Below are 18,790 nucleotides of genomic sequence, written 5' to 3'. Positions count from 1 at the left end.
TGTGTTATATAGAAGAATCAGGAAGCAGTTAACAATGTGGTTATTGCAAAATATGATGTAAATACCGAAGTGGTAGTACATTTATTCTGCAATAACCTATTTCTTTAACCAGATTATTATAGTTATAGTAATACATTACCTGTTAGATTTAGGGTTTAAATATGCATTTAATAAAAAAATAAATTGATTCCTAATATTATTTCTGATATAGTTAAATAGCAAAATTGGTACTAAACGATAAGTGTTAAGTTTTATGCGGGTGATTACATAATGATGGAGTTGTTTTCCTTTTTATCTGCTTTGGCTTCCGTAATTTATTTAACTGTCGGAATTAATACATATGGACAAAACCGAAGGTCAAGGATAGGTAGTGTATTTTTACTGCTTACGATTTCTTTATCCTTCTGGTCGTTTACTTATGCGTTAGCATATGTAGCACGAAACGCCTATTATTTCAGCCTGTGGAATAAGCTGTCTGCCTTTGGATGGTGTTTTTTTCCTGCACTTGTTTTATATTTAGTATTAATTATCACGGATAATAAGTACTGTGACAATAGAAAAGTAAAAGCGATGTTGTTTTTACCGGCCGTAGTTTTTTTACTGTTAACAACATTGTTCTTTTGGCCGGATAAAGAAACCAATGTCTATATCAGCGTCATATTTTACTATGGCGATTTTCTATATAATCTTATATACACAATATCTGGTCTCTCCATTTTATATGTTTGGGGACGAAAATCAAAGAATAACATCCAGAGAAAGCAGTCACAGAGTATTGTTACTACTAGTTGTATCACGTTTCTTTTATATCTGGTAATAGAATATATCCTGCCGGCCGCAGGAGTTTTAAACATGCCGAATATTAGTCAGATTGTTTGTCTGATTATGTTATGGGGGATATATTACGCCATAATACGTTATAATTTTATGCTATATTCCAATACCCTTATTGTAAATGAAATGTTTGATGAAATTATGGATCTTACTTTCGTGGTTGATTTAAACGGTAAGATAGTGCGAGTAAATAAACAGGTTCATGCACTATTAGGATATGAACTTCCAGAATTAATTAATACTAATATATCAGATATCTTAGCTGCAAAAGAGATAGAGGAAATTTTTGGTCGAAAGAGTTTAATACATAAGACAGTAAAATTAAATGATATTAAGGTAACTACCAATTACGGTGGAAAGATACCATTAAATCTGTCGATTTCCCCTATTGTAAATTCCAAAAACCATATACTTTTAGGTATTCTTATAGTGGGTCAGGACATCAGCCTGATTGATAACCTAAAGCAGGTCATTACAATCCATGAAATAACTGCGGAAAAATTACGTCGTAGTGAAGAGCTTTTCCGAACCGTGGCAGAGACTACACCTTTTGCTATAATATTCACGAAAAGAGATGACAATACTATCTTTTATGTAAATAAACACGCAGAAGAATTATATCAAGTATCACGGGAGGATTTTGTGGGAACAATGGCTATCCAACGCTATCAGAATCCGGAGATACGTAAAAGTCTTATAAGTGACTTAAACGAGAGTAAAGTGGTTAGAGACCGGGAGGTTACATTCAAAAGGTTTGATAAAAGTATTTTTGTAGGAACGGTAACTATGGTGCCTGTACACTTCCAAGGAGAGGAAGTAATTCTTTCCTGTGTGGCGGATATCACGGAACAAAAGATATTACTCGGGCATATTGTAAAATCAGAAGAAATGTTAAGAAAATTAATGGATGCTATACCTGACCTGGTAGTTGTTACAGATGTAAGCGGAAAAATCAGTTATACTAATAAAAGTTTATATCCCATGTTAGGGTATGATACCGGCAAGGGAGAACAGCCTTCTAATATCTTTGAGCTTGTATTAGAGGAGGATGTGGAGAGGGTAAGAGAAAATTTCACCAGAATTTTGCAGGAAGATATAATGCCTATTGAATACAAATACAAAAAGAAGGATGGAACATGTATCGACGCAGAAGTTAATGGGACTGTTGCTAAAGATGAGACCAATGAACCGTTTGGATTTGTTTTTGTGGTGCGTGATATTACAGAACGGAAAAAGGTTCAGGAAACATTAAGGCGCAGCAAAGAAGAAATTGAACTGATGAATTATGAACTTCGTAAAAGAAATGATTTATTACATGAGAAATCAATAAGAGACGGGCTTACTAATTTATATAATCACCAGCATATAATAGAGCTGCTAGAAACAGAAATTCATAAATCGGAAATAAATCAGAATAACTTGTTTATAATGATGCTTGACATTGACTATTTTAAAACAATTAATGATCAATTTGGTCATCAGACCGGTGACAGAGTGTTAAATACAGTGTCAAAACTGATTCAAGTAAACATCAGGGATACGGATTATGCCGGCAGATACGGCGGAGAAGAATTTCTCATTATATTACCGGATATAGTAAGAGATGATGCCAGACAGTTAGCAGATAACATTCGCCTAAGTATTGAAAACTTCAGGTTTCAGCAGAAAGAGCTTAAAATCACCATAAGCATTGGATTAACAGGAACGAGAATCAACCGGGTTAAAGTACTTATTGACCGGGCGGACAGGTTATTATACCAGGCCAAGTCTAAGGGACGGAACCAAATTGTAACAGATTGGGATATAGAAAAGCTATAAAATAAATATTTTTAAGTGGAACTTTGTGCCTGCGTCCCGAGGTTTGCAGGCAGTAGAATGTAAATAGCCCTTGGTGTTAAAAGAAAGGATAGGATGAAATATATGACAATTAACCGCAGCAAAGTAGTAATTGTTGGAGCTGGCATGGTAGGTTCTTCAACCGCTTTCAGCCTGATTACGCAAGGAGTATGTGACGAAGTTATGATTGTTGATATCAACAAAGAAAAGGCAAAGGGTGAAGTAATGGACTTATGCCATTGTGTTGAATATCTGAATCGAAATGTAAAAGTAACAGAGGGTGATTACAGGGATTGCGGTGATGCGGATATTGTTGTAATTACAGCAGGTGCTCCCCCAAAGGCAGGACAGACCAGATTAGATACACTAGAGCTATCTGCAAATATTGCCAAATCCATTGTAAGTCCGATTATGGAAGCTGGATTTCGGGGGCATTTTATTATAGTATCTAACCCGGTTGATATTATCGCTCATTATGTATATAAGTTATCAGGGCTTCCTAAGAATCAAGTAATTGGAACCGGTACTGCTATGGATTCAGCAAGAATTAAATATTTTGTAGGAGAACTTTTTAATGTGGATCCAAGAAGCGTTCAGGCTTATACTATGGGGGAACATGGTGACAGTCAGATGTGTCCCTGGTCTCATGTAACCGTCGGAGGGAAAAGAATATCAGATATTTTAGAGGATAACAAAGAGTTTGATGATGTAATTCTGGATGATATTGTTACAAAGGTTACAAAGGTTGGCTTTGAAATATTAAATGTAAAGGGAACTACCTGCTATGGAATTGCAACAACAGCCGCAGGAATTATTAAGGCAATCTTAAATGATGAAAATAAAATAATTCCGGTATCCACTTTATTAGAAGGAGAATTCGGAGAATATGACGTATTCTGCGGTGTTCCTGTTATTTTAAATCGGAGTGGTGTAAAGGATATTGTAGAGGTTCATCTAACGGAAGAAGAGCTTGTTAAGTTCAAGCATTCCGTTAATGTAATAAGAGAATATACCAATAAAATTATGTAGTAATAAAAGGTGCCCTAAAAGCGCGAATCATAGTCCTTTTAGGGCATCCTCCTTATTGAAATTCTAGTTTTAACTTCTTAATACCATTCTTCTTTGTTATAATTCACATGCTTCTCTCTTGTTTTTGTTGTTTCTTTTTTACTTTTTAACATAGCAGCCTTCCTGGCACTTCTGCGAGCTTCTTTTAAGAGCTTAAGATAAGAACTCCATCGTTCGTTAGTGAGAGAGCCGTTTTGTATTGCTTCCTTAACTGCACACCCGGGTTCTTCTTGATGGCGGCAATTGTGAAAACGACAGGAGGAAGTCAGGTCTTCAATATCTGCAAAAGTTTCGCTGATGCCTTCTTCTGCATCCCATATACCAAGTTCACGCATACCGGGTGTGTCAATTAAAAGCACGCCATTCTCTAAACGGAATAATTGTCTATAAGTGGTAGTATGACGGCCTTTGCTGTCTTCCTCACGTATGCTATTCACCTTCATTAGCACATTGCCGGACAAAACATTAATTAGGGAAGACTTTCCAATACCAGAGGAACCCATAAATACCAAGGTGTGAGCGGGTTTTAAGTATTTTTGTAAATTCTCTATACCAAAGCCGGTATGAGCACTGATAACGTGGATATCAATACCCGGCAATGCAGATTGCAATAGGGCTGCTTTTTCTTCATAATCTATACATAAGTCCTGCTTTGTCAAAACTACAATGGGTATTCCTCCGCTTTGCCAGGCGGCGGCAACATATCTCTCTGCCCTGCGTACATTAAAATCATAATTAAGAGAGAGCATTACAAATACATAGTCGAAATTAGAAGCCACAATCTGAGCACTAGAGCCATTTACTGCATTAGGCTGTGAGGGATTTAACCGAGAGAAGCAGGTGCGTCTCTCTAATACTCGGTATATAATGTCATCACCCTGGTAATTCGGTTTTATCAGCACAAAATCTCCAACGGCAGGATAGGTCACAAATTTGGAATCCAGGTAAAAAAGAGAGCCTTTTAGCTTGGCGTTATTATTACCATAAGCAGATACTACCTGATAGTTTTCTTTCTGTATAGAAGTAACCCTGGCAGGTATCAGCCCTGTTTGTTGTTCGTTCTCTGTTATTTGTCTTTCAAAAATATCTTGATAACCGTAATCAGATAAATTAATCATTCATCACCATTTATATAGCATAGGGGTATGCTATTGCCGCAGATATAAATATACTCTTTATGCGGCTGCCTTTCTTTTTTATTGTTTGCCTTATGAGTGTAGTTTGTATGTCATTATTACTCAATTGGCATTAGTTATTAAAGTTTTATTTGTATTTTGATTTCCTTTCATACGTTCTTTTCTGACTGGGATTTTCTGAATTAGATTCTTTTGATGTTCATAACCAGCTTTAGGTGGCTGTCTGAAATGATAAAAAAGAGCATAAAAAAAACACGTCGATTCGCGTGTTTGCAATTTAATCTATGAACGAAGATTAAGTTCAAATAGTATCTATTTTACATACATATCACGAAAGGGCAGGAGTCCGAAGCCAACTTAAGCCTCGCCTCATATTCAGTTCAGTCAAAAACCACCATATAAGCTAAAGTCATAATTAACAACTCCTTTCCGGAACATGTCTAAATGTTTCCTAGTGGCAATGCCACATAATAATGCTTAATTATAATAGGTTTTATTTGGAAAGTCAAGTAAAATATTATTGAGAAAAAATTAATATTTTAAGGTTTTATAGCTGAAAATTTACATTATTATTACCATTTAATGGTTGATGATTTAGTAGTCTTCAATTATAATTTAATAAGACAACTTTACAATTTATGGATAATACAAAAAGAGGTTGTCTGAGTTAATACATATTATTTATAATAGGAGGATAATGATTCAATGAAACGTTTTGGGAAAGTACTATCATTGTTACTTATTTTTTGTTTTTGTTTCAGCTATGTATCAAAAGTATCGGCTGAAGAAGCATTATTTCTGGACAAGCAGGACTTAACAGGCTATACGGTGATTTTACATACCAATGACAGCCATGGAAGAGCAGTACCGGATAGTTATAACGGATATATGGGTTTTACTGCGGTCAGTGCATTAAGAGCCTACTACGAAAAACAGGGAGCGCAGGTACTTGTAATGGATGCAGGTGATACCCTGCATGGTCTTCCTATTGCAACTTTAGAAAAAGGTGAAAGTATTGTACAATTTATGAAGCTTGCCGGATATGATGTAATGACACCCGGCAATCATGATTTTAATTATGGTACGACGCGTTTGCTAGAGTTAGAGGATAAAATGGATTTTCCATTACTTTCAGCAAATATAGTAAAAAAGGATACCAAAGAACTTTTATTAAAGGATAACATTATTATAGAAAAAAATGGCGTTAAATACGGTATATTCGGGTTATCAACACCGGAAACTGCCTATAAAACCAATCCCAACAATGTAACTACTATAGAATTTACAGATCCTGTAGAGGCAGCAAAAAAAGAAGTAACAGCATTAAAGAGTGCGGGTGCACAGATTATTATTTCACTGGCACATCTGGGTCTGGATGAGAGTAGTGAGGTTACTTCGAAGCTGGTAGCTGAGAAAGTTGAGGGAATTGATTTAATTGTGGATGGTCACAGTCATACTACCTTACAGGATGGATTGATGGTAAAAGACACTCTGATTGTAAGCACCGGAGATTACATAAGAAATATTGGAGTGGTAGCAATTGATAAGTCTGGCAACATGAAAGCGGCATTGGTAAATAGTTCAGCTTTTACACTTACAGATGAAGCTATAGATAAAGAGGCGGCAGACATAACTGCTGCACAGGAAAAATTACTGTCTGAGGTAGTTGGTAAGACTTCTGTATATTTAGATGGTGTCAGAGAGAATGTCCGCACGAAAGAAACCAATCTTGGTAATCTTGCAACGGATGCTTTTCGAAAAGCTACCGGTGCAGATGTAGCCATAACGAATGGCGGAGGAATCCGTGCGTCTATTGAGATTGGTACTATTACAAAGAAAGATTTAGTTACAGTATTTCCCTTCGGTAATTTTATTGTAACTAAAAATATAACCGGTAAGGCGTTGTTAGAAGCACTGGAAGTGGGCGTAGCTTCTTATCCTGAGACGCTGGGAGGATTTCCTCAGGTATCCGGTATCACTTTTCAGATTGATGTTACAAAACCAGCAGGAAGCAGAGTTGTAAAAGCTGTCATAAATGGTGAAAGGGTTAATCCTGAAAAAATCTACCAGATAGCAACAAATGACTTTATGGCAGCTGGTGGAGACGGCTATACTATGTTTAACGAGTTTGCTACAGTCAATGAATATGGCTCCATGGAAGAAATAATTATAGATTATATAAAAGAAGTGAAAACCATAAATGCTAAGGACGAAAGTCGCATAACTGTTTTGGAAGTGTCAAAGGAAGAGGAAAAAACAGTTACAGAAGAACCTTCTAAGAGTGGGGAGTCAAAAGCAGACGGTAAGAACAATACAAAGACGGATATAAAATCAGGCTCAAAAACGGATTCCAAGGCAGAAACCAAAGAAACTGCCGTATCAAAGGATAAGAATAAAACAGAAAGTAAATCCAGTGAAGAACACACAATTTATGTAGTTGTAAAAGGTGATAACTTAAGTAAGATATCACTGAAATTCTACGGTACCCAGACCAAATGGAGAGACATTTATGAGCTGAATAAAGAGAACATATCAAATCCGGATAGTATCTTTATCGGGCAGAAGCTTAAGATGAGTGGGAAATAAAAGCAACTTCATTCTCTTGATTGGTGCAGTACGTTTGTAAGCAGACACGGTATGCAAAGAAATTTTAAAGAGGAGGGGCCGGCGGGATATCCTGCCGGCCGTTTTATGAAAAAAGTATATGTCAACAAGGTTGGGGAACCTTGATTTATGCGTATCATAAGTGTAATTTAACTATTAATTTTTACTTAGTACTGCTTTGTTTATGTTATAAGTATACTATTCATATGTGTATATAATTTGTTGAAAGTGTTAAGTTACTGTGAACAATTAACAATCAAAATGTAAAATTATATTAAAAAGACCGGAGGATTTTTCATTCTTCCGGTCTTCTATGCTTAACTGTTAACAGCTTCTTTATTTAAGAAATCATACTGGGAAACAAATAATTCATGGTAATATCCCTTTTGCTTCATTAATGTTTCGTGGTTACCCATTTCCTGTATAATTCCTTTATCCACGTAGAGAATACAGCTAGAATTTTTAATGGTTGAAAGTCTGTGGGCAATGATGAAAGAAGTACGGTTAGCCAAAAGCTTTGTGAGTCCTTCCTGCAAGAGAATTTCAGTCTCTGTATCTATACTGGAGGTTGCCTCATCCAGTATTAAAATCTTAGGGTCAGCAAGGAGTGCTCTGGCAAATGATATTAATTGTCGTTGACCTGCTGAAAGGCGGCTGCCACGTTCATTTACTTCGGTATAATAACCATTTTCCAACTCCATAATAAAGTCATGGGCGCATACAGTCTTTGCAGCAAAAATAACCTGTTCATCAGTAGCTTCCATATTACCATAACGGATATTATCAATAATAGTACCAGAAAAGATAAAACTGTCCTGAAGCATAACTCCCATTTGTTTTCGTAAGGATTTTATGGTTACTTGGCTGATATCCACACCATCAATTAAGATTTGTCCCGAGTCAAGATTATAAAATCGGCTGATTAAGTTAATAATTGTGGTTTTACCGGCACCTGTGGGACCAACAATTGCAAAGCTTTCTCCTTGTTTAGCCCGAAAGCTTACTTGATTTAAGATGCGAATACCATCTTCATAGCTAAAACAGACATCCTTAAATTCTACGTCTCCTTTAATAGGCGGCATTTCAACAGCATCCGGTATATCTTTTACCAATACAGGTTCATCAATGGTTTCAAAGATACGTTCGAGATAAGAGATGGCTGTTAACAAAGAGTTGTAAAAGCTGGCAAGTGTATTTACCGGAGCCCAGAAACGTCCAATGTAACCCGTAAAAGCTATTAATACACCAACAGTAATACCTGGAATCTCCTGGCTAATCCAGCTTACACCCAAAAAATAAACAGCAGAAGTAGTTAAAGTAGATATATTATCAATTGCAGGCCACAGTAAGAAGTTATATTTTACTGCATTCATCCAGGCAGAACTATAGTTACTGCTTAAACTATTGAATATTTTTATGTTTTCTTGTTCCCTTACAAAGCTCTGTGTTACACGGATACCATTAATGCTTTCTGCAATATAGGCATTTAAATTAGAGGATTTGTTACTGGATATCTGCCAGGCAACTCGCTGTTTTTTCTTTATAACAAAGATGAGTGTCATAAGAGCAGGGAGACCAAGCATACAAACCAGTGTCAATCTTATATTAATGGACAACATAAAACCTACTATGAAAAACAGACTGAACAATTCTGTAATTGTATTAACGATACCATTGGATAGTAAATCACTTAAGCTGTTTACATAGTTTACAACACGGACCTGTATTTTACCATGGGGTCTGTCATCATAGTAGGAAAATGGAAGCTCTTGCAGATGGTTAAAGATATCGCTTCGAATTTCATGAATGATTGTTTGCCCTAATTTGGTAGTAATTTGTATTTTCAGCCGCAAGAATACGACAACTATAAAGTTGATTAAAAGAAGTACAAGGCTGATACGAATGATACCATTTATATCCTTATTAGGTATATATACATCCATAATCTTCATAAGGATTTTTGGGGTAAACATTCCCAAAGCACTGGAAGTAATCATTAATAGAATCGTAATGAGCATTTCCTTGCGATGAGGTTTTATATAAGCATAGAGTCTTTTTAATTGTTCAAAGCTAAATTCGGATTGGAGAGTCTCATCTATATCATATTTATTTCTAGCCATTATAGCTTCCTCCTTTTTGCTTTGTATTTGTATATTTATCAAATTCACCATACTGATGGTTAAACACTGTGTAGTAATAACCTTGTTTTGCTATAAGATTTTCATGATTTCCGGATTCAATTAGTTTTCCGTTATCTAGAACCAATATAAGGTCGGCGTCTTTTATAGAAGAGATTCTGTGGGCAATCACAAATACAGTTCTGCCTTCAAGGGCATTTAATTCATTCTGTATATGAGCTTCTGTCTCCATGTCAACAGCAGAGGTAGTGTCATCGAGAATAACGATGGATGGATTCTTAAGGAGTGCCCTTGCAAGTGAGATTCTTTGCTTTTGCCCTCCGGACAGACCCATACCCCGCTCACCTACAATGGTATCATAACCTTCCGGCATATTCTGAATGAAAGCGTCGGCGCTGGCAATTTTTGCTGCATTCTGAACTTCTTCAAAAGTACAGTTAGGATTGCCGTAAGCAATGTTACCCTCTATGGTATCGGAGAAAAGAAATACGTCCTGCATAGCCATACCGATATTCTTTCTTAAATTATATAAATCCATATCCTTAACATTAGTACCGTCTATGGTAATTTCACCATCGGTAACATCATAGAAACGGCAGAGTAAATTCATAAGGGTGGATTTACCGGAACCGGTGGCACCAATAATACCTACCGTCTGCCCCGGTAAAATTTTAAAATTAATATCCTTTAAGATAACATCGTCCTCAGCACGATAATTTACATGTTTGAATTCAATTTCACCCTGAAGCTGTTTTCGTGGTGTAGCATGTGAAGGTGTTTTGATTATGGGATCTTCTTTTATGGTTGAGTATATCTTTTCAACAGAAGTTACAAAACGCTGAAAATCATTGGCTAACCAGCCTGCCATTCTTAAGGGATTGTTAAGCATCCAAAGATAACCGCTGACAGTTACCATCTTACCAATGGATATAGAACCTTTGACAACCATAATACCACCAACCAGGTAGAGAATAAAGGTTAGGAAGTTTGCCATAAATTCAAATATTGGTACGTATTTTCTCCAGATAGAAGCAGCAGTAAGTTCTGCATCCCGGAAACTGTCATTTTCTTTATTGAATTTTTCGATTTCAAAGTCTTCTTTTGCGAAAGCTTTTACCACTCGGTTTCCGCTTACATTTTCCTGAACAAAGGTATTTAAACTGGAAAACCGCTGTCTTATGTTATGAAAGGCCGGTTTAATAGCCCTTAATTGCTTTCTGGTAATGACAGCTGTAATAGGCATTACGGCTATCATACACAGAGCAAGCCGATAGTCTACTGTAAATATCATAAATAAGGCGATGGAAAATAACAATATATTTTCATAAATGTTGTATATCGCAAAGGCAACAAAATGTCTGATTGCCTCCATGTCTCCGGTTTGGCGGGACATTAAATCGCCGGTACGGTTTTTGTTGTAGAAGGTAAAATCTTCTTCTAAAAACCGACGATAAACATAATCGCGCATGCTGTAAAGCATTTTCTGAGAGGTGGTTTCAAAAATCACCAGATATATGTACTTTACGATAGATCTTACGAGGGTAGTAATAATCAGGAGCAGAACCAGTCTGGGCAATAACTCCTTTTGTCCTCCTTTTATTACATCATCCACAATAATACCCGAGATATAAGGGTTAATAATTGTTAAACTTGATGCAAAGGTTACTAAAATAAGTGCCATTAGTAGCTTGAGTCGGTATTTTTTCAAAAATGAAAAAAACCATTGCATTGCTGTCATATTTACAAAATCCTCCCATTCTTCTTATGTTACGATATAAGATTCTGTTTCATTATAGTCTCATTCCTAAAAATTAAAATGTACTTTGTTATTTTATTCATGTCAGATGTTATATAACGAAAATTTTCGGTTTGTTCTTAAATGAACCCTCACCCATCATAATTAACATGTATCAAGTACAACTTAAGATGAATTTACACCTAGATTTGAACAAATAATAATCCAAATACCATGAAAATAGAAAAGCTTCCTTATATAATGTAAAATGGATGAGAAATTCCATTAAAAAGTGTTTTTCATTTGGAAAAAAGGTGTTATAATAAATATGTTGAGTAAAAAGGGTTGATTTTGAATTAATTAGATGGCTATTTACAAGATTGTCCACTTTTGAGGGTATATATAGATTGAAACATGCGGTAATTATTCAATGCTCTCTTATGGAAGTATCTTACTCTATTTCTGATTAAGAGACCAGAAAGAGGTAAAGAGCTGTCAAATCATATAAACCAATAGGAAGTATTCAATAGAACTTATCTGAAACGTGAATGACCATATTGATAAAGGAGGAGGTATCGTATGTGCCAGCACCAATTTGATATTACCTATTATGATTTAAATCCAACAATATTTTTTGCCAGCAAGCAAAAGATGTTAACGGAATCCAATTATCATGACCATGATTTTACAGAATTTACATATATATTATCCGGCAAGGGTAAATATCTGGTTGAAGGAATTGTATATGACGTGGAAGCAGGGGATGTCATTATTTGTAACCCAGGGGTAAAGCACCAGAATATAATGGTTAATCCCAAGGAGCCGACGGTTGAATTTTTTGCCGGTTTTACAGACTTTCAGTTTAAGAATATGCCGCCCAATTCCATTGTACTTAAGGATGGAGGGTATGTTTTACATACTACGGCAGAGACAAAACAGGAGATATCAAAGCACTGTTATGCCATGATTGCAGAGAACGAAGCCTGTCAGGTGGGCAAGTATTTTATGCTAAAAGCACATCTAATCCAGATTTTACTAATGATGCTGCGTGACATTATGGAGGTAGAGAGTACAGGTCAGAAAAGCTGTAATTTTGAATCTTATAATAAGAGTTATGCCGTGAAAAAAATTATAAATTATCTGAACGAAAATTATGAAAATAAGATATCTTTAGACCAAATTGCACATAATATGTATCTGAGCCCTGTGTATATTTCAAAGATATTTAAAGAGGAGACAGGGGAATCGCCAATAAACTACTTGATAAAAATCAGACTGGAAAAAGCAAGGGATATCCTGCTTACTTTAGAAGGCGGTAGCATAAAAAGCATAGCCAACAGTGTTGGTTATGAAGATGTATACCATTTTAGTAAATTATTTAAAAAATACTATGGAATCTCTCCTTTATATTATAAAAAAACAGCCATGGAGAAAATTGCCGAAGAGATGAGCAGGGCTTAATTTACCCTAATGCAAGAAGTCAGATGGGAGTAAGTTATGAATTTATATGAAGCTATATTTGTCAGAAAGACAATCCGCAAATTTCATATGGATAGTCTTGATAAGGTATTACTTAACAATATTATAACTTTTGCGGAAAGTATACCAATGTTATTCGAAGGGATAAACGTTGAATATAAATTACTGGAACATAAGGATATTAAACATTATTTTAATGGTAATATAACGGTGAAATCACCCTATTATTTGTCATTATATTCTGATAAGACTTCCGGGTATCAAATGAACGCTGGCTTTGTGATACAGCAGATAGCATTGTATTTAACTGCAAAAGGGTTAGGTTCTTGTTATTTAGGAAGGCTGAAAGCAAAGAAGTCAGTTTTTGATGAGTCTTTGAAGGAAAAGGAACATGTTATAACACTGGCTTTTGGTGAAGGTGAGCATGAAATATATCGGCAAAGTGATAGAATAAAGCGGCTTCCTTTAACTGATATTGCAATTATTAAGAGCGAGATTGGTAAGAATGTAAAAACCATGGTATCGGCGGCACGTTTAGCACCTTCTAGTATGAATAGTCAACCATGGAGGTTAGTGGTATATGATAACCGAATTCACGTATTTTGTAAAAGAAATATATTTTTGCAAGGTATATTAAGCGAATTAAAGCTTATTGATATCGGAATCTGCTTGGCGCATCTAGTAGTTGCTGCTGAAGAATTGTGGCTGAATGTACGAGTTGTAAAGGTTGACAATATTAATAATTTGTCCTTCAAGAAAAATGATTATATTATCAGTCTGTTGTTGTAGTCACAAACACTGTTATATGTAATGGGCACTAAATATATAAATTTGAGTTACTAAAAATACGCTCCATGTCTTTTGCAATACATTGTCTTTTAAACTGGTTTAGCGCACATGTTTAAAAGGCATTAAGGAAAGACATGGAGCTTTTATGAGAATTAAAATAATAACAATGCCATAAGCTGGCTATTGTTTTACAGCTATCAGTTTTTCAAATTCCTTATTAAATTGCTCCCTAAGAATATTTTTACGTATTTTACCACTCGAGGTTATTGGAAGGGAGTCTGTAAAAAATATATACTTGGGAAGCTTAAATTTGGCAAGCTCTCCCTTAGCATAGGTAAGAATTGTCTCTTTGTTCAAAGGAGTTGCGTATGTAGTATTTTTGATTAGAACAGCGCAAATTTCTTCACCCAGTAGTTTATCGGGAACACCTATAATAGCAGCCTCTAGGATTCCAGGATGACGTTTTAAGGTATTCTCAATTTCCACTGCGGAGATATTCTCACCACCTCTAATTATAATATCTTTAATACGACCTTCTATTGTAATAAAACCTTCATAATCCATACTTACCAAGTCACCGGTATGAAGCCAGCCATCAATGTCAATTGCTTTGTTAGTGGCTTCTTGATTTTTGAAATAGCCTTGCATCAAATAAACGGTTTTTACACATAATTCACCCTTTTCACCTACGGGAAGTCTTTCGCCGGTTGTTATATCAATAACCTTCACCTCCACACCTGGTAATGGCCTACCAATGGTAGTGAGTCTGTGGTGCAGGCTGTCTTCAGCTGCCATCTGGGTAATTCCGATTGCTTCGGTCTGTCCGTATAGATTAGCAATGGTTTCAATCCCTAATTCATTATGTATTCTTAAAAGCAGCTCCTCGCTACAGCAGGAACCTGCAATAAAACCTTTTCTCAGGGTAGTGAGGTCATATGGATTTAAGTCGCTGTTTAGTAAGAAGTTGAACATAGTAGGCACAGCATTCAAAACGGTACAGCTTTCTTCCATAATATAGCAGGGTATCTTGCTGGTTTCAAAGCGTTCCGCAATAACGATGGCTGAGCCGTAGAAAAGTCCTGCAATGGTACTTAAAACACAGCCAATAACGTGGAATAGAGGTAAACAAAGTAAAACTCTGTCTTCGGGTTCGTATTGCATCCGTTCTCCGGAAAAGATTGCATTATTAACGGTGACAAAGTGATTTAGGACAACCCCTTTGGCATTTCCTGTTGTACCGGAGGTGTAGAAAATATTTAAGGGGTCTTTAGAGGATACGGTTTTTTGAACCATGTAGATTTCTTCGGTGGATATTTTTTCTCCCTTTTTTAACAACTTGTGAAGTGGAAGGATGCCGGGGAGTTCCATGTTATCAAGCATGACAACGGTTTTTAAATGAGGCAGCTCCTTGCTTGCTAATTGCAACGAATTAGCGGCAAGTTCAGGACAGATGCTGTTTAATAGCTCTACATAGGAATTCCCTTTTACTCCGTTTGAAATAAATAAAAGTGAGCTCTCTGATTGATTGAGGACATAGAGAAGCTCACTTTTTGTACTGCTGGTATTAATACACACTAAAACGGCACCTATTCTTGCGGCTGCTATTTCCAGTGCAATGTATTTAGGAGAATTTAATGAAAATATAGCAAGGTGGTCTCCTTTTTTTACGCCAATGGCAAGCAGGCCTTTGGCAAGTTCCATAGTTAATGTCTGAAACCCTATGTACGTGTAGGTCTGTTGGTGTGAAGGAAAAACCAAGGCTTCTCTGTTACCAAATTCGAAACATTTCTCATCAATTACATCTGCTAATGAATTATAATTATACATAATTTACTCCCCTTTCTGAAATTATGGATGATAGCCTGCTGTTATTAAAACTTACACAGCAGACCAATGTTTTGTGAGCCACAGCCAATGGTCCAAAGGAGAACATAGTCTCCCCGCTTAATGCAACCTTTTATCAAAGATTCATATAAAGCGATAAAGGGGCTGCTGGTACCGGTATATCCGTAAATATCACCAATATATAAGCTATGTTCCTCATCGATGCCCAATTGTTCTCTGATTTTTTTAATATTGATTAAGGCATATTGAGAGAAGCAAAACATAGAGATAGCAGAGGGTGCCAGACCATTCCGGTCAAGAACTGTTTTGATTGTATCAACGGCTGATTCAGGGACATTTTCCTTAGGAGGATCAAATTTAATTAATAATTCCTTATTGTCCCTTACTCGAAACATATTGGAAAAGCCGCAGCCAGGAAAGAGTGCCACATCGACACCTTCTGATTTGACATGACAGATGGAATCAATAAGACCACAGTCTTCATCGGTTTTTTCTAAAATAACGGCACAGGCAGCATCTCCATAATGTCCATAGAGATTCTCCTCCTCTGGGTCAATGGTAAGATTAATATAATCACAGCCAATTAATAGAGTCCGGCTAACATTAGGGCTGACAGACATGTATTTGGCAGTTTGTTCATAGGCCAGAACCATACCGCAGCAATTAGAATTCATATCGTAACAAATGCATTCCTTCTTACCTCCAATTACATTATGTATTTTAATGGAGGTAGGAGGGGCAATATATTCTGGTAACTGACTGGACAAGATGATCATATCAAAATCTTGTCCGGTCAGGCCGGTTTTTAGAAGTAAAGCCTGAATAGCTTCTAGGGAAAGAGTCAGGGTACTTTGTTCCTCAGTGTCAAATAGATAACGTTTGTCCCTGCCGATGACATCCTTTAAGAAATGTTCCACATCCTTACCGCGCTGTTTAAAATGTTCAAGGTATATAGAATTATCGACAACTTTTTTACCGTGGCTGACTGCAATATCTCTAATCTTTACTTGAATCAATATTCCGCCTCCTAACTGATTTATGAATGAACTTGAACTTAAGATACTGGGTGTGTTCTACAGAATTCTAAAGTCATTAATTCCAACTTCTTTTGCAAGCCTTTTTACTTGCATGGATAATATGGCACTGTCCTGAATACGAAGTGTTACGGTTTTGAAGCCTTGTTGCTTGTAAAGTAAAAAAAACTGCTTTAATTTCTCATGTTTGTCAGGGGTAATTACACCCATATTTCTGGCATCCAATTCAAGTGTAAACTGGTTTGGATTGATTTTAGAAATGGCTGCTCCATACTCTTTTCCGTAGGCCTCAATGTCTTCATCACCAAAAGCACCATCTAATACAATTTTAAGAGTAGCACCTTCAATTTTAATGCTAAATTTTTTCATATTTAATCTCCTTTACTTTTGTATAATAATCAAAAAGAAAATTACATGTGTAAGAGCTGTGGGTTGCTGGAATTAGTATGATTAATCAGAGTATAAATCAATCTTTGATGAAAAAAAGACCATGACAAAAAAAGCCATGGTTTATCTTAGCATCATGGCAACCCGGCTGCCATAGCATAGCTTTAGGCCCGTGGCTTTGCGTCCCTGCCTTTTAACAGGTTTGCCTTTTACATATTATTTTCTTTTGATTTTACTAATAAATATTGGCTATTTTGCAAGAGCTTGGATGCAAAATGTCGCGGAATAAATTTAAAAATGTCAATATTTCTGATTATGTAGAAAAATAGTTATAATTACTAGAAAAACTAATAGTATTATATATTTAATTAAGACATATTTCAAGTAAAATTTACAAAAAAATGGAAGAGGGGAAATGTGTCAATTATACAAAAAAAATATATTAAATAAAAAATTATGCAAATTACTGTTGACAAAATACGGTTCGTGTATTATACTTACTTATGTGTTCAGGACACGACAAATATTAAAAGATGTGCGCGAGTGGCTCAGTGGTGGAGTATCGCCTTGCCAAGGCGAGGGTCGCGGGTTCGAATCCCGTCTCGCGCTTTAAAAATCCCTTGATTTTCAAGGGATTTTTCTTTTTTCAGATATGTGCATCATATGTGCACTAGTTTTTCTGGCTCTTTTTATTGCTACGATTCAGCGCCTTATTCATAATATCTAGGTTCTCTTGCTCTGTATTGGGGTTATAAATGTAACCTAGCGTAGTACTTTCATCGACCTGTCCAAGCATATCCCTTATCTTATCAAGTGCATTCCTTCTGTACTCAAACGACTTGCAGTAGTTCTTCTTGTACAATGAGGACTCTTGTACGTAATTCCTGCATCTCTGCAATATTTCCATAGCCAGTAAGTTACTGCTCTAGCAGTCAATCGTTCCCCATTTCTTTCAAAGATAAACTCGCCATCAGGATTAAGTTTTCTGGCTTTACTGATGATTTCCTTTGCTTTATCAGTAAGAGAGATAAAGCGGTACTCCGAATCGTTTTCCTTTTTCAGATGTTCCACTATCTGGACACCGGCACTCTTGAAGTTTTCTCCATCAAAGACAAGTCCCTTTTCTTCCATCCTTTGAATCGCTATTTTTCCATATTCGATATCAGAGAATTTAAGCGCAACATTCTCACCAATTCGGTCACCAATCTGGAACATAAGCTGGATACATAATGCTTCTATTGTATTTTCTTCTTCCAGATTATATCTAAAGTATCGAATCCATCATTAAGATACAGTTTCGAGCCATCACTCTTTTTTCTTACAGAACGGAGTTTTGACTTGATATAGATTCCATTCATTGGATTTTCCATAATAATCTCTTCATCGATAGAAATCCTCATCAGCGCAATCATGATACTTTTCATGTTGTTGTATTCTCTGCCAGAGAGATTAAATTTTGTGATGGTCGCATTAAAGAAATCATTCAACATTTTGGTTGTTAACTTCGATATCGGTACCTGAATAATGGAATGGTCTTTGTAATATTTATTCCAGTGCTCATTGTCACGTCGGACAGTTTTAATATTAAGGCTTTTGTCCTGTAGACGTTCTTCTTTCCATTTCGGGAATAAATCATTTAAGGTAAGATTCTTCTTGTTCTCAAAGTAAAATAGATATAGCTTATCAATCATGTCATCCATGCTTACTGCAGATATTTGTTTAAGCTTGCCATCCTCCCTTACTGTGGTGATTACTCTGCCGTTAGTACGGCTGTTAATTGCATATGGATGCTTTTGTTCTACTAATTTTTTTCGTGTCATCTTTAACATATCATCCACTTCTGATACTGTTAGGATACCATTATTAATTGCTTCTTTCAATGTCTTATCATTATTTAACATATCG

Annotated in this window: 13 protein-coding genes, 1 tRNA gene and 1 riboswitch; of the genes, 6 read left to right on the top strand and 8 right to left on the bottom strand. The window is 36.0% G+C overall.

Annotated elements, in window-relative coordinates; translation table 11 throughout:
• Nucleotides 1-270: 270 nt before the first annotated feature.
• Nucleotides 271-2,652: a histidine kinase N-terminal 7TM domain-containing diguanylate cyclase gene (locus acsn021_RS17140; protein ID WP_184093635.1), complete on the top strand. Its 2,382-nt coding sequence runs from the start codon at nucleotides 271-273 to the stop codon at nucleotides 2,650-2,652.
• A 102-nt stretch (nucleotides 2,653-2,754) separates the two neighbouring features.
• Nucleotides 2,755-3,699, top strand: a complete 945-nt coding sequence (locus acsn021_RS17135; RefSeq protein ID WP_184093636.1) for an L-lactate dehydrogenase — start codon at nucleotides 2,755-2,757, stop codon at nucleotides 3,697-3,699.
• Between the two features lie 77 nt (nucleotides 3,700-3,776).
• Here the strand turns inward: acsn021_RS17135 and rsgA are convergent, their stop codons facing one another.
• The gene (gene rsgA / locus acsn021_RS17130; RefSeq protein WP_184093637.1) at nucleotides 3,777-4,856 is read right to left on the bottom strand and encodes a ribosome small subunit-dependent GTPase A; all 1,080 of its coding nucleotides are present in this window, start codon (nucleotides 4,854-4,856) and stop codon (nucleotides 3,777-3,779) included.
• Nucleotides 4,857-5,579: 723 nt separating this feature from the next.
• On the opposite strand from rsgA, the gene acsn021_RS17125 reads away from it, so the two are divergent.
• Nucleotides 5,580-7,460 (top strand): 5'-nucleotidase C-terminal domain-containing protein, encoded by a 1,881-nt coding sequence (locus acsn021_RS17125; RefSeq protein WP_184093638.1) that lies wholly within the window; start codon nucleotides 5,580-5,582, stop codon nucleotides 7,458-7,460.
• A gap of 335 nt (nucleotides 7,461-7,795) precedes the next feature.
• Here acsn021_RS17125 and acsn021_RS17120 read toward each other — a convergent pair whose 3' ends face one another.
• Both acsn021_RS17120 and acsn021_RS17115 read right to left on the bottom strand, forming a co-directional pair.
• A complete protein-coding gene (locus acsn021_RS17120; RefSeq protein WP_184093639.1) occupies nucleotides 7,796-9,598 on the bottom strand; it encodes an ABC transporter ATP-binding protein in 1,803 nt (600 codons plus the stop codon).
• Entirely contained in the window at nucleotides 9,591-11,354 is a 1,764-nt protein-coding gene (locus acsn021_RS17115; protein ID WP_184093640.1) for an ABC transporter ATP-binding protein, read from the bottom strand. Before acsn021_RS17115 ends, acsn021_RS17120 begins: the two co-directional genes overlap by 8 nt.
• 576 nt (nucleotides 11,355-11,930) lie before the next feature.
• Between acsn021_RS17115 and acsn021_RS17110 the strand changes: the two genes are divergently transcribed.
• Both acsn021_RS17110 and acsn021_RS17105 read left to right on the top strand, forming a co-directional pair.
• Nucleotides 11,931-12,812, top strand: coding sequence for an AraC family transcriptional regulator (locus tag acsn021_RS17110; RefSeq protein ID WP_184093641.1), 882 nt, complete (start codon nucleotides 11,931-11,933; stop codon nucleotides 12,810-12,812).
• 36 nt (nucleotides 12,813-12,848) lie between these two features.
• Nucleotides 12,849-13,619, top strand: coding sequence for a nitroreductase family protein (locus acsn021_RS17105; RefSeq protein ID WP_184093642.1), 771 nt, complete (start codon nucleotides 12,849-12,851; stop codon nucleotides 13,617-13,619).
• A 180-nt stretch (nucleotides 13,620-13,799) separates the two neighbouring features.
• Here acsn021_RS17105 and acsn021_RS17100 read toward each other — a convergent pair whose 3' ends face one another.
• The 3 genes from acsn021_RS17100 to acsn021_RS17090 are packed head-to-tail and all read right to left on the bottom strand — an operon-like array spanning nucleotide 13,800 to nucleotide 16,867.
• Nucleotides 13,800-15,446: an AMP-binding protein gene (locus tag acsn021_RS17100; RefSeq protein ID WP_184093643.1), complete on the bottom strand. Its 1,647-nt coding sequence runs from the start codon at nucleotides 15,444-15,446 to the stop codon at nucleotides 13,800-13,802.
• A gap of 44 nt (nucleotides 15,447-15,490) precedes the next feature.
• A complete protein-coding gene (locus acsn021_RS17095; RefSeq protein ID WP_207725161.1) occupies nucleotides 15,491-16,480 on the bottom strand; it encodes a 3-oxoacyl-[acyl-carrier-protein] synthase III C-terminal domain-containing protein in 990 nt (329 codons plus the stop codon).
• Nucleotides 16,481-16,537: 57 nt separating this feature from the next.
• Nucleotides 16,538-16,867: a hypothetical protein gene (locus tag acsn021_RS17090; protein WP_184093644.1), complete on the bottom strand. Its 330-nt coding sequence runs from the start codon at nucleotides 16,865-16,867 to the stop codon at nucleotides 16,538-16,540.
• A gap of 153 nt (nucleotides 16,868-17,020) precedes the next feature.
• Nucleotides 17,021-17,102: riboswitch (cyclic di-GMP riboswitch) on the bottom strand.
• 320 nt (nucleotides 17,103-17,422) lie between these two features.
• Between acsn021_RS17090 and acsn021_RS17085 the strand changes: the two genes are divergently transcribed.
• Nucleotides 17,423-17,494 (top strand) — tRNA-Gly (locus acsn021_RS17085).
• Nucleotides 17,495-17,686: 192 nt separating this feature from the next.
• On the opposite strand, the gene acsn021_RS17080 is transcribed toward acsn021_RS17085, so the two are convergent.
• Both acsn021_RS17080 and acsn021_RS17075 read right to left on the bottom strand, forming a co-directional pair.
• Nucleotides 17,687-18,100 carry a tyrosine-type recombinase/integrase gene (locus tag acsn021_RS17080; protein WP_184093645.1) on the bottom strand — a complete coding sequence of 138 codons (414 nt, stop codon included), beginning with the start codon at nucleotides 18,098-18,100 and terminating at the stop codon, nucleotides 17,687-17,689.
• A 20-nt stretch (nucleotides 18,101-18,120) separates the two neighbouring features.
• Nucleotides 18,121-18,786 carry a hypothetical protein gene (locus acsn021_RS17075; RefSeq protein WP_184093646.1) on the bottom strand — a complete coding sequence of 222 codons (666 nt, stop codon included), beginning with the start codon at nucleotides 18,784-18,786 and terminating at the stop codon, nucleotides 18,121-18,123.
• Nucleotides 18,787-18,790: the final 4 nt, after the last annotated feature.

The organism is Anaerocolumna cellulosilytica (genome assembly GCF_014218335.1).
GTDB classification, from domain to species: domain Bacteria; phylum Bacillota; class Clostridia; order Lachnospirales; family Lachnospiraceae; genus Anaerocolumna; species Anaerocolumna cellulosilytica.
This window is presented reverse-complemented; position numbering and strand designations above follow the sequence as displayed.

Excerpts from the sequence above, each read along its gene's own strand:
- acsn021_RS17100 (WP_184093643.1), bottom strand. The coding sequence starts at position 15,446 with ATGTATAATTATAATTCATTAGCAGATGTAATTGATGAGAAATGTTTC.
- acsn021_RS17120 (WP_184093639.1), bottom strand. The coding sequence starts at position 9,598 with ATGGCTAGAAATAAATATGATATAGATGAGACTCTCCAATCCGAATTT.
- acsn021_RS17135 (WP_184093636.1), top strand. The coding sequence starts at position 2,755 with ATGACAATTAACCGCAGCAAAGTAGTAATTGTTGGAGCTGGCATGGTA.
- rsgA (WP_184093637.1), bottom strand. The coding sequence starts at position 4,856 with ATGATTAATTTATCTGATTACGGTTATCAAGATATTTTTGAAAGACAA.
- acsn021_RS17080 (WP_184093645.1), bottom strand. The coding sequence starts at position 18,100 with ATGTTCCAGATTGGTGACCGAATTGGTGAGAATGTTGCGCTTAAATTC.
- acsn021_RS17105 (WP_184093642.1), top strand. The coding sequence starts at position 12,849 with ATGAATTTATATGAAGCTATATTTGTCAGAAAGACAATCCGCAAATTT.
- acsn021_RS17075 (WP_184093646.1), bottom strand. The coding sequence starts at position 18,786 with ATGTTAAATAATGATAAGACATTGAAAGAAGCAATTAATAATGGTATC.
- acsn021_RS17125 (WP_184093638.1), top strand. The coding sequence starts at position 5,580 with ATGAAACGTTTTGGGAAAGTACTATCATTGTTACTTATTTTTTGTTTT.
- acsn021_RS17140 (WP_184093635.1), top strand. The coding sequence starts at position 271 with ATGATGGAGTTGTTTTCCTTTTTATCTGCTTTGGCTTCCGTAATTTAT.
- acsn021_RS17090 (WP_184093644.1), bottom strand. The coding sequence starts at position 16,867 with ATGAAAAAATTTAGCATTAAAATTGAAGGTGCTACTCTTAAAATTGTA.
- acsn021_RS17115 (WP_184093640.1), bottom strand. The coding sequence starts at position 11,354 with ATGACAGCAATGCAATGGTTTTTTTCATTTTTGAAAAAATACCGACTC.
- acsn021_RS17110 (WP_184093641.1), top strand. The coding sequence starts at position 11,931 with ATGTGCCAGCACCAATTTGATATTACCTATTATGATTTAAATCCAACA.